Origin of the sequence: Actinomadura xylanilytica (genome assembly GCF_030283145.1) — a bacterium.
Classification (GTDB): Bacteria; Actinomycetota; Actinomycetes; order Streptosporangiales; family Streptosporangiaceae; genus Spirillospora; species Spirillospora xylanilytica.
Map to the genome: position 1 here is coordinate 1823381 of NZ_JASNWE010000001.1, position 10923 is coordinate 1834303.

The window sequence follows — 10923 nt, forward strand, 5'->3', positions numbered from 1 at the left end:
CCCGGACCTGGGAGGCGCGGGCCGGAGGCACTGCCCGCGAGTCTCAGCCCCTGGGCCGCTTCCGGCGCGGCGCGGGGAGGATAAGGGCCGCGGCGGCGCCGAGCACCGCCGCGCACATGGGGAGCACCCCGGCCGTCACCTCGCCCTGGACCGCGAGGCCGAGGTGCGCCGCGACCGCGACCAGCACGGGCCCGGCCCCGGCGACCGCGCGGGGCGGCTCGTACAGGTCGGACGCCGAGTACCGCAGCGGCCGTCGGGTGCCCGCGTAGCCGAGGCCGAGTTGGAGCAGCACGGCCGCCACCGCCGAACCCCACCAGAACCCGTCGGACACCGCGAGGCCCGGCGCGGCGACCGCGACCAGGACCACGACCGCCGCGGCGACCGCGAGACCGGCGAGCGAGATCGCCGCACCGCGCGCCACCAGCCCGGCCGCGCGCCGCAAGGACGAGTACCGCCCTGACGAGTACCGCCCTGACGAATGCCGCCTGGATGAGCGCCGGTTCGTCATGTCAGCCTCCGGGCCGCTGCCGGGGACCGGGGATCCGGTCGCTCAGTGGCAGCGCGTCCATGGCACCCACCCCCGGTCGGGCTTGTAGTACTCGGCGCTCTGCACTGTGTGCTTCTCCCGTTCGCGGGCGACCTCGTAGACCCCGAGGTGACTGCGCCGCTTCCCCTTGGCCGCGCCCTTGGTCCCGCCCTTGGCCTCCTCCTTCTCGGTCTCGCCGGTGTTGTCGTAGGTCAGGCGGGACATCGTGCCGCCACCGACGGCGAAGTAGGCGTCCAGCATCCGCTCGTCCCCGGTGCGCCCGTACTCCTCGATGACCCTGCGGTCGGCGGGGTCGGAGTAGGACAGCGCGCGGTCGGTCTGCGTCCGCTGCGCGTGGATAATCCACTGCCGGCCGGCGGTGCCCTCGGCGTGGACGCCCTCGCCGTCGACCTTGGCCTTGCCGTCCGCCCTGAAGTAGACGACGTCCTGGCCGTAGGAGGTCCTGACCAGCCGGACCGGGCGGCCCTGCCGGTCGACGGTGAACGACGCGGTCGCCCCGCCGCGGTGCTTGTAGTTGAGGCCGCCGCTCGGGTTCACCCTGATCGCCTTCTTGATCTCGGCGCGCTGCCGGGGCGGCATCACGAACCCGTCGCCGAGCTCCTGCCCGAGCCGCTTCACGATCAGGGTCATGGCCAGGTCGAGCGCGTCGTCCATCCCGGCGGCGGCCCGCTCCTCCACCCCCTTGGGCAGCCCCCGCCAGATGCTCGCGAGATCGATGGAGACCCCGATCTCGGCCTCCCCGCGCTGGGTGACGTAGGTGGTCTTCTGCCCGCTCTCACGGTCGTTCTGGGTGCCCTGCACCCACCAGCCCCGGCCCTTGAAGGGGAACTTCACCGGGCCGAGGTCCAGCTCGCCCTTGCCCCCGCCGGTGATGCCGCCGTCCACGTAGTCGATCGCGGCCTCGCCGTCCGGCTCGCTCCCGCCGATCCAGCGGTCGTAGGCCTTCCCCACCTTCGGGATCTTGCCGAGCAACCAGGACAGCCCGCCCGTGATCGGATTGGTGCGCACGGTGAACTTGGCGGCGTTCCCGATCCGGTGGCCGGTCAGGTCCTTGAGAAACGCGCGCGCGGCGGCCTCATCGGTGAAGCGGTAGCCCTTGCCGTTGGTGACGTCGAGCCCGCCCCACACCCCGTACTTGAACTTCGAGTCGCCGATCTCGGGGCTGGACACCCCCGCCTCGCCCCAGGTGAAGTCCATGACGTCCCAGAACCGCCGGCCGTCCGGCCCGACCTTCTCGATCAGCTGCACGGTGCCGCGGCTGTTGGTCCGCACGTCGATGCGCTTGGTCGGGACCGTCAGCGTCTCCTCCAGGTACGCCGACTCCATCCCGGCCACGCAGGGGGTGATGGGCTCGTCCGGGTCCCGCGCCGCGCCCGAGGGGCGGGACGGGCCCGTCCCCGCGTCGCAGACCGCGTCCAGGCCGCCGACCTCCAGCAGGCGGCAGATCGCGACCTGGATGCCGTGGGCGAGCCGGATGCCGACGGCGCCCGAGACGAGAGTGACAGTGATCACAACGACGAGGAGGAGGAGGGCCAGATATTCGGCCTGTCCGGAACCCGAATCCGGCGGCCCTGGCGGCTGCTTCTCGGTCGTCTGAAGGGCGTGCACGCGAAGCAGGCTCGCATGATCATCGCGGTCGGCCATGGGCCCAGGGACCCAAGCCGGCCCGCCGCGCCAAGGGTTAATTCCCAGTTAAGAGGCTGTTTTCAGGACGTTAATCGGCGGCCACCTGTGCCACTCACCCCCGGGATCCCGGCACGAACCGGCACACCCCCGCCTCTTGCTCACTGATCATGTACTCACCTACATTGGTTTCATCCATCTGTAAACAGGTCATTTCTGGGTGAAGGCGGGTGGCCCCTATGGAATCCTCTGCCCCGCTGGATGAGGTCCCGCCGGCCCCGTACCAAGTCGGCGGCGATCCGGCGCCGCCCCAAGTGCCGCGGCCCGCGCCGGTCCCTCCCCTGCGGCCGTCCGCCGTGCCCGAGCCGGTGCCCGAACCGGCGTCCGCGCCCCAGCCGGCACCGGCGTTCGCGTCCGCTTCGGCGTCCGCGCGCACGTTGACGGCGGCCGGCGGCTCGCGGCCGGTGAGACCGCGCCGTCCGGGCTCGCCGTCCGGGCTCCCCGCCCGCAGGCCGGACCTGGAGGGCAGGCGGGAGCGGACGAGCATCGCGGTGGCCGCCGCGCTCACGGTCGGCGTGCTGATCGGGTCAGGTGGCTGGGCGCTGCTCTCCCACGGCTCCGGCACCGGGGAGGACGGCTCCGCCTCGAAGGGCGGGCCGTCCGGGTCCGCGGCCCCCTCGGGCGGCGCCCCCTCGCTCGCGGGCGCGCAGCAGGCACCCGTCCCCTGGCCGGGGGCCGGGTCCCAGTCCGGTGACATCCTTCGCACGCCCACCCGGGTGCGGGCCATGGCGACCGGCGGTGCGACCATCACCGTCTCTTGGGCGGAGGTCCCCGGCGCGATCAGCTACCTGATCGTCCCGATCGGCGCGGGCGCGGCCCGACTGGAGCCGCGCACGGTGCCCCCGGGCGACCCGACGGTCATCGACGGCGCCGCCGTCCAGACGACCGTCTACCCGGGCGCCCGGAGCGGCGTGCAGTACGGCTTCACCATCACCGCGATCGACGACGCGGGCCGCAGGAGCGCGCCGAGCACTCCCGCCGTCACTCCCGCCCGCTGACCCGCGCCCGCCGGACCCACCTGGCCCCGCCGTCACCCGCCGTCCCGCGTCCCCCTCGGTCATGCGGCGGCGGAACGGGTCAAGGGGCGGGTGAAGCCGACGATGTGGGAGTTGCCCTTGTACGACGAGAGCTGGACGTTCTTGCCGGGACGCGGCGCCTCGATCATCTGGCCGTTGCCGATGACCAGGGCGACGTGGCCCGGGTAGATGCTGCCGCCGTAGTGCAGGAAGATCAGGTCGCCGGGCTGCTCGGTGCCGTTCGGGATGTGCGGGGTCTGGTTCCACTGCGGCGTGGTGACCCGGGGGATGGCGATGCCCGCCGCCCGGTACGCCTGCATGACCAGCCCCGAGCAGTCGAAGGAGTTGGGACCGGCGGCGCCCCACACGTACGGCTTGCCGAGCTGCGCGCGGGCAAAAGCGATGATCCTGCCGGCGATGCCCGGCGGGATCTTCACGTCGGCGCCGACGAACCCGCCTGAGTCGCCGCACTCGACCGCGACCGGCGTCGCCGGGGACACCCCGAACCCACCGCCGCCGTAGCGCCTGGCCCAGGACAGGACGTCGTCGGCGTACTTGGTGGAGTGGTTGTAGGCCCACAGGGCCTTGCGCTCGTTCTGCGGCGCGCCGGACGCCTTCAGGTAGTTCGCGGCCCCGGGGATCGCGTCCGCCGGGTCGTAGCGGTTCTTCTTCCCGTCGTTGTTCCCGTCGACGCCGTACGACGACCAGGTCGGCGCGAGGAACTGCATGGGGCCGCCGGCGCCGGCGTAGTTCTCGCCGCCGTGCACGCCGGGCAGGTTCGACCGGCCGTGGTCGGTCTCGATCTTCCCGACGCCGGCCAGCAGGGTCCAGGGGATGCCGGACCGCTTACCGGCGTCCCGGTAGATCTTGAGGTAGTCGGCGGGGATGTCGGAGGCGTCGCCGCCGGCCGCGGGCTGCGCCGCCGAACCACCGAACGAGCAGTCGTCCTCGCGCTCCACCAGCCGCACCTTGAACAGGGGGGAGACCGCGGAGTAGTTCGTGGGACCGACGTCGGACCGCCAGACCGTGACGCCTCCGCACACCAGCGCGGTCGGGTCGATCTGGTTCTCGTCCTTGTGCTTGCGCGGACGCGCCTCGTACATGCAGCCGGGCAGGGTCAGCCGGGCGATCGCCGCCGCCGCGCCCCTGCGGCCCTTGCCGTCGCGCCCGTTCTCGTCGGCGCACCGCACCGACTCGGACGACTTCTCCCCCCGCTCGAGGGGCTGGCAGTCCTGGGTCACCACCGTGGCCTTGGCGGTGTGCCCGAGGACCCCCGACACGAGCGGCTGGCCCACCAGCGTCGTGCCGTTCCGCCAGGCGTACTCGCGCGACTTCGCCGCCGAGCCGTCCGCCGCCCAGAACCCGATCCCGGCCGGATCGGTGCCGCTCCGGGCCAGCCTGATCGCCTCGTCGCGGAGGGGCGCCAGCGCCCCCAGCGCTGCCGCGTCCGCCCCCGTCTGAGCCTTGGACCGCATGTCGTTCGCGTGCGCGACGCGGACGACGAGAAGGACGAGGAAAAGCACCCCCACCATGGCGAGAAGGAGGGTCAGCTGAGCGCCGCCCTCGTCCTCACCACGCAGAATGCGTCGTCTCACTACGCCCACTCTTGCTTCTTTGTATCCCAGGTCTTCGGCCGGCGTTCACAAGGCCGGACGGCGGCCGCCGTTCAGGCCGCCGGTCCGCTAGTTGGTCGAAGAAGGCGAGGGCTTGGGCGTGGCCGACCCGCTCTCCGCCGGCGCGGGCTTGTCTCCGCCGCTGTTGACGATCTTGTCCACCGCGCCGCCGATCCCGTTCTTGAACTTCTCGCCGATGCTGCCGGCGCCCGTCGTCACGACCGCCGTCGTGATGGCCACGACCAGCAGGAGCACACCGAGGTACTCGCCGAAGGCGCTGCCGCGGTCACCGGCCGCCCGGAACACCCGTGCGCACTGGCCGGCCAGGCCACGTGCACGACCGCCGCATTCAGCCAGGAGATTTCCCATGTCATCCTCCGCTTTCCCGAACCCGTCCAAGTCCGCTTCCAACTGGACTCAGAGTAGAAAAGATGGGAAAAAGTCCCCAGAGTCCCAGGACCCACTTCCGGGCCCAACCTCGGGACCTAGCCATGGCGTCTCCGCAGGTCCCTCATGGAGCCCCCGGAGAGTCCCTTCCAGCGGCCCCGCGACGCCGCCGCCGACCGCTCCGGAATATTGCCCGCGGTGCCGAGCCAGTGCGCCACCGCGGCGGCCCTGTTCTGCACGCCGAGTTTCGCGTAGATGCGGTTCACATGGTTCTTCACGGTCTTCTCTGAAAGCACCAGCAGGCGGGCGATGTCGCCATTGGAGTGGCCCTGGGCGATCAGGTCCATGACGTCGGTCTCCCGGGCCGAGAGCCCGAGCGAGTCCTGCTCCCGGCGCGGGTCGCCCGGCTCCTCGACCGAGTCGTGGATGGCCGAGACCACCGCGCGGCTCGCGGCCGGCGACAGCGGGCTGGACGCGCCCGACACCGCGTCCCGGACCGCGCCGGCGAGGTCCTCCCCGGCGAACGAGCCGTGGATCAGGTACCCGACCGCGCCGTTGCGGATCGCCGACCTGATCACCACCGGGTCGTCGGTGTAGGAGAGCATCAGCACCTGGGTGAACCCGCTGAGCAGCCGGGCCGCCTCCACCCCGTCGACCAGCGGCATCCGGACGTCCAGCAGGACCAGGTCGGGGCGGAGCCGGCCGGCCAGGTCGACCGCCCGGCGCCCGTCGGCGGCCTCGCCCGCCACCTCGATGCCGTCATCGATCTCCAGCAGGGCCACCAGCCCCGCGCGGACGACCGGGTTGTCGTCCACCACCATCACCCGCAGGACGGCCCGGTCGGCGGAGGCGGTCATGCGCCCGCCGCCCGGCGGAGGCCGCCGCCCGGCGCGCCGCCGCCCAGAGGCACCGAGACCATGACCGTCGTGCCCCGTCCCGGGAACGACGACACCGCCAGGTCCCCGCCGGCGCGGCGCGCGCGCTCGGTCATGCCGACGACCCCGTAGTGCCCCGCATCCGCCAGCGCCTCCAGCCGCTCGGTGGTCGCCCCGAGCGAGCCCGATCCGTGCCCGTCGTCCCGCACCGCCAACGTCATCAGGTCTCCTTCCATGCCGATCCACACCTCGACCTGGGCGGCCTCCGCGTGTCTGGCCACGTTCTCCAGCGCCTCCTTGAGGATCGCCACCACCTCGTGCCGCGCGTTCGGCGGCGGCTCGACATCGCCGTCCGGCAGCTCGGTCCGGACCGGCACGCCCGTCGCCCGCCCCCACGCGTCCGCGATCTGCGCGACGACCACGCCGAACGGCCGGTCGCCGGGGTCGTCGCGGAGGTCGGCGATCAGCGCGCGGGCCTCCTGCCCGGCGACCCGCACCGCGGACGCGATCGCCTCCGCCTGCTGTTCGGCGCGCTGCGGCGACTTGCGCAGCACGACGGGCAGCGCGGTCGCGGTCAGCCCGATCCCGTGCAGGGTCTTGGCGAGCGAATCGTGCATCTCCCGGGCCAGCCGGGCCCGCTCCTCGGCCGCGGCGACCCTGGTCTCGGCCCGGTGCCGCGCCTCGATCGCCACCGCGTACTGCTCGAACAGGCGGTACAGCCCGACGCCCGCGCAGACGGCGAACGGATAGAAGATCGGCAGCCCGATCATCGTCTCGGCGCCGGGCGGCGGGTCGGTCCGCGCCGCCGCCATGAAGAACAGCGACATCTGGAGGGCGCACACGCACAGCAGCGCCCGCCACTCGTACAGCACGCCCGCCACCGCGGAGGTGATCACGGTGAAGAGGAAGAACGGGCCGGAGACCCCGCCGAGCGCGAGCACCGCGTAGGCGACGAACGCGTCCAGGCAGAGCAGCACCGGATGCCGGGCCACGCGCGGCAGGAACCTCTCCCACGCGTGCGCCACCAGCCACGACAGGACGCCGACGACCGCGAGCAGGAACAGCAGCGCGGGTGTCACCCGGTCGTGCGGGATCAGCACGGTCGTCATCGCGACCAGGAAGACCCGGAACTGCATCAGCATGCGGAAGGTGATGCCGACCCGGGACCACAGGGTGAGGTCGGCCTCGCCCGGCGCCTCCGCCCCGTCCGGCGGGGCGGGCCCGCGCTCAGCCGCCGAAGACATTGCTCAGTTCCTTGGCGGATCCGAAGGCCAGCGCCCCCACCAGCAGGATGAGGACGGCCGGCATGATGACGAACGCGGTGACGAGGGTGAGCCGGGGCTCCACTCGCTGCGCCCGCCTGCGGGCGAACTGCGCCGACTCCCTGCGCATGTCGATGCTGATGTCGGCCAGCGCCTGCACCAGCGACGCGCCGAGCTCCTCGGCCTGGAGGATCGCGGTCACGAAGCTCGACAGCGGGTCGCAGTCATTGCGGCGCCGCAGGTCCTCGAACGCCTCGCGCCTCGGCGTGCCGATCTCCATCTGCCGCAACGTCACCCGCATCTCCTCCGCCAGCGGCCCCGGCATGCTCTCCACCACCCGCTCGAGCGCGTGCCGGAAGCTGAGGCCCGCCGATACGGTCACGGCGAGAACGTCGAGGAAGTCGGGCAGCGTCCGCTGAATCTGCTCCTGCCGCGTCCGCCCCTGTCCCCAGAGGGTGACGTCCAACTGTAGACAGCCGACGACGATCAGGGCCACCCCCAGCAGGCCCTGCCCGCTGAGCAGCATGAACAGCCCCACACCCCCGAAGATCACCACGTTGCCGGCGAGCTGCCGCGCGTACCGCTCGACGGTCAGGCCGCCCGGACGCCCGGCGAGCTCGATCCGCCGGCGGACGCCCTCGCGCAGCGCGCCGCCCATCGCCCGGAGCAGGTAGGGCGCCATCGGCGTCCCCACCCGCTCGGCCGCGGCCGACAGCCGCGCCGGCACGCCGCCCGGCGACGTCCGGCGCGGGTTCTTGACGGCGTCCATCGTCACGGGCCGGTCCCCGGTCACCAGGTTCCAGCCCCAGATCAGGGCCAGCACGCACAGCGCCGCCAGCGCCGCCATGAACAGCGGTGAGCCGGGCATCAGGGCTCGATCCGGCTGAGCATGCGGGTCAGCACCACGCCCACCGTGAGGAGCAGGAACGCCACGATGAGCAGCACCTGGCCGAGCAGGCTGGAGGCCATCCGGCCGAGCACCCCGGGTTCGACGAAGTTCATCCCGAACATCGACACCAACCCCATCCCGACCACCGAGTAGGCCGACACGACCGAACCGCCGACGATGGTCCGCACCTCGCGTCTGGTCTCCTTGCGCTGCTCCAGCGCGTCGACGATATTGCGCAGCGCGGTGACCAGCGAACCGCCCGAGCGGGACGCGACCACCAGCGTGCTGACCAGCACCGCCAGCTCCCTGGACGGCATCCGGTCCGACAGCTCGCGCAGCGCCTCGTCCAGCGGCTGGCCCACCCGCAGCGCCTCGGCGGTGCGGGTCAGCTCGGTCCGGGCGGGCTCCTCCAGCTCCTCGGCCGCCATCTCGATCGCGGTGCGGATGACCAGCCCGGCCGCCGTCGCGTTGGTCAGCACCCGGGTCAGCTCGGGGAGCTGCGCGATGAACTCCTCGCGGCGGCGCCCCTCCTCCCGGCGCAGGTAGCCGAAGAAGCCGACCACCACCAGGCCCGCCGAGATGAACCCGAACAGCGGCGCGAAGACCCAGCTCATCACCAGGATCGCGAGCAGCACCGCCAGGACGAGGCCGATGACGAACGTCGACACCCGCACCGGCACGCCGGCCGTGCTCAACTGCCGGGCCACCCGGCGTCCGACCGCGGTGCGGCGCAGCCGGGCGTCCAGCCGGTCGTGCAGGCCGTGGCCGCCGTCCACCACCCCGCCGAGGGTGCCGCGGGCCGACAGCCGGCGCCGCTGGTCGGCGCCGCCCACAATGTCGCGGAGCCCGAAGACGGCGAAGCCGAGCACGACCGCGAGGACGCACAGGATCACCGGATAGGGGACCGCCATCGTCAGGACACCTCCCGGACCGGGGTGAACTCGTCCATCGCGTTCTCGCGTCCGGCGCCGTCGTCCGCGGCGACCTGGACGCCCGCGGGGATCGCCTGGCCCGCCGCGATCACCCGGGACGCGACCTTGGCGGGCAGCGCCGCCGACAGCCAGCGGCCCCGCACCACCCGGTCGGCGCCGAGGGGATCGGCCTCGAACCGGACCAGCGGCTTCAGCCGGAACCGCTCGCGGCGGGTGGACACGACCACGGCGATCTCCACGACGCGGCGCGACCCGTCCTCGCCGCGGCCGAGCTGCACCACCGCGTCGACGGCGTTGTTGATCTGGTCGCGGATCGCCTCGAACGCGATGTTGACCTCGCTCATGCTGGCGAGCGTCTCCAGCCGGTACACCGCGTCGTCGGGGCTGTTGGCGTGCACGGTCACCATCGACCCCTCGTGGCCGGTGTTCATCGCCTGGAGCATGTCGAGGGTCTCGGCGCCGCGGACCTCGCCGACCACGATCCGGTCCGGGCGCATCCGCAGCGCGTTGCGGACCAGATCGCGGATGGTCACCGCGCCGGCGCCCTCGATGTTGGACGGCCGGGACTCCAGCGAGATCACGTGCTCCTGCATGAGCTGGAGCTCCGCGGAGTCCTCGATCGTGACGATGCGCTCCCGGGACGGGATGAACTGCGACAGCGCGTTCAGCAGGGTCGTCTTCCCGGTGCCGGTACCACCGGTGATCACCAGGTTGAAGCGGGCCCGGACGAACGCGCCGAGCAGCTCGGCGGTGGGCCCGTCCAGCGCGCCCATCCCGACCAGGTCCTCCAGCCGGTAGGCGCGCGGGAAGCGGCGGATCGTCAGCACCGGGCCGACCAGCGACAGCGGCGGGATGATGACGTTCACCCGCTCGCCGGTGGGCAGCCGGGCGTCGACCATCGGGGTCGACTCGTCCACCCGCCGGTTCACCCGCGACACGATCCGGTCGATGGTCTGGTAGAGCTGATCCTCGGTCGCGAACGTGACCCCGACCCGCTGGAGCCGCCCGTCGCGCTCGACGTAGACGCTGCCGGGACCGTTCACCATGATCTCGGTGACGGACGGATCGGCGAGCAGCGGCTCGAGCACGCCGAGCCCGAGCGCCTCGTCGACCACCCGGCGGATCAGGTCGATCCGCTCCCGGGTCGACAGCACGGGGCCCTCGCGGCCGATGATGTGCCCGATGACCTTCTCCAGCCGGGCCCGCCGCTGCGGCAGGTCCAGCACAGCCAGGTCGTCCAGGTTGATCTCGGCCAGCAGCCGCTGCCGCCAGTACGACACGCCCCGGTCGGCGCCCGGCGCGGGGACGGGCTCGCCGGCCCGCCTGTCCTTCAGTCCCATCGGTCAGCCCACCGGCATCTCGACGCGGCGCGTGACACCGAAGTCAACGGGGATCCCCTTCCACAGCAGCGGCACCTGGGCCCGGACGGTCACCTGGATCCCGCCGCCCCTGGACCAGCCGGCCTGCACGGACTCGTCGTTGACCCAGCCCGGCATCGCCTCGCCGGCCGCCGCCCGTCCCGCGTCGGTCGACCCGCGCATGCTCGCCACCCGCGCGCCCGCGCGGGCGGCGTTCTCGACCCGCTCGACGACCATGAACGCCACGATCGCCTCGAAGCACATGCAGATGACCAGCATGACGAACGGCATCGTCGCCATGAACTCCATGGCCGCGGCCCCCGCGTCCCGCCGCAGGTCCGGCCGCGCTTTCACCCGAACC

General features: G+C 72.7%; 11 protein-coding genes. 1 reads left to right on the forward strand and 10 read right to left on the reverse strand.

Annotated elements, in window-relative coordinates; translation table 11 throughout:
• Positions 1-43: 43 nt before the first annotated feature.
• Positions 44-442 (reverse strand): hypothetical protein, encoded by a 399-nt coding sequence (locus QP090_RS08515; protein ID WP_285937994.1) that lies wholly within the window; start codon positions 440-442, stop codon positions 44-46.
• Between the two features lie 108 nt (positions 443-550).
• Positions 551-2059, reverse strand: a complete 1509-nt coding sequence (locus tag QP090_RS08520) for a hypothetical protein (protein WP_285937995.1) — start codon at positions 2057-2059, stop codon at positions 551-553.
• 467 nt (positions 2060-2526) lie between these two features.
• Here QP090_RS08520 and QP090_RS08525 point away from each other — a divergent pair, with 467 nt between their 5' ends.
• The gene (locus QP090_RS08525) at positions 2527-3228 is read left to right on the forward strand and encodes a hypothetical protein (RefSeq protein WP_285937996.1); all 702 of its coding nucleotides are present in this window, start codon (positions 2527-2529) and stop codon (positions 3226-3228) included.
• A gap of 59 nt (positions 3229-3287) precedes the next feature.
• Here QP090_RS08525 and QP090_RS08530 read toward each other — a convergent pair whose 3' ends face one another.
• The 8 genes from QP090_RS08530 to QP090_RS08565 form a co-directional block, all read right to left on the reverse strand.
• Positions 3288-4841 carry a C40 family peptidase gene (locus QP090_RS08530; RefSeq protein ID WP_285937997.1) on the reverse strand — a complete coding sequence of 518 codons (1554 nt, stop codon included), beginning with the start codon at positions 4839-4841 and terminating at the stop codon, positions 3288-3290.
• An 87-nt stretch (positions 4842-4928) separates the two neighbouring features.
• Positions 4929-5270: a hypothetical protein gene (locus QP090_RS08535; protein ID WP_285937998.1), complete on the reverse strand. Its 342-nt coding sequence runs from the start codon at positions 5268-5270 to the stop codon at positions 4929-4931.
• Positions 5271-5344: 74 nt separating this feature from the next.
• Entirely contained in the window at positions 5345-6103 is a 759-nt protein-coding gene (locus QP090_RS08540; RefSeq protein WP_285937999.1) for a response regulator, read from the reverse strand.
• Complete coding sequence (locus QP090_RS08545) at positions 6100-7365, reverse strand: sensor histidine kinase (RefSeq protein WP_285938000.1); 1266 nt, start codon at positions 7363-7365, stop codon at positions 6100-6102. The genes QP090_RS08540 and QP090_RS08545 overlap by 4 nt, the downstream gene beginning before the upstream one ends.
• The gene (locus QP090_RS08550) at positions 7349-8251 is read right to left on the reverse strand and encodes a type II secretion system F family protein (RefSeq protein ID WP_285938001.1); all 903 of its coding nucleotides are present in this window, start codon (positions 8249-8251) and stop codon (positions 7349-7351) included. Before QP090_RS08550 ends, QP090_RS08545 begins: the two co-directional genes overlap by 17 nt.
• A complete protein-coding gene (locus QP090_RS08555) occupies positions 8251-9183 on the reverse strand; it encodes a type II secretion system F family protein (protein ID WP_285938002.1) in 933 nt (310 codons plus the stop codon). The genes QP090_RS08550 and QP090_RS08555 overlap by 1 nt, the downstream gene beginning before the upstream one ends.
• Before the next feature lie 2 nt (positions 9184-9185).
• A complete protein-coding gene (locus QP090_RS08560) occupies positions 9186-10544 on the reverse strand; it encodes a TadA family conjugal transfer-associated ATPase (RefSeq protein WP_285938003.1) in 1359 nt (452 codons plus the stop codon).
• 3 nt (positions 10545-10547) lie between these two features.
• Entirely contained in the window at positions 10548-10916 is a 369-nt protein-coding gene (locus tag QP090_RS08565; protein WP_285938004.1) for a TadE/TadG family type IV pilus assembly protein, read from the reverse strand.
• Positions 10917-10923 lie beyond the last annotated feature (7 nt).

What these genes read in the sequence shown, in the direction of transcription:
- QP090_RS08560 (WP_285938003.1), bottom strand. Translation starts at nt 10,544, where the DNA reads ATGGGACTGAAGGACAGGCGGGCCGGCGAGCCCGTCCCCGCGCCGGGC.
- QP090_RS08545 (WP_285938000.1), bottom strand. Translation starts at nt 7,365, where the DNA reads ATGTCTTCGGCGGCTGAGCGCGGGCCCGCCCCGCCGGACGGGGCGGAG.
- QP090_RS08540 (WP_285937999.1), bottom strand. Translation starts at nt 6,103, where the DNA reads ATGACCGCCTCCGCCGACCGGGCCGTCCTGCGGGTGATGGTGGTGGAC.
- QP090_RS08550 (WP_285938001.1), bottom strand. Translation starts at nt 8,251, where the DNA reads ATGCCCGGCTCACCGCTGTTCATGGCGGCGCTGGCGGCGCTGTGCGTG.
- QP090_RS08555 (WP_285938002.1), bottom strand. Translation starts at nt 9,183, where the DNA reads ATGGCGGTCCCCTATCCGGTGATCCTGTGCGTCCTCGCGGTCGTGCTC.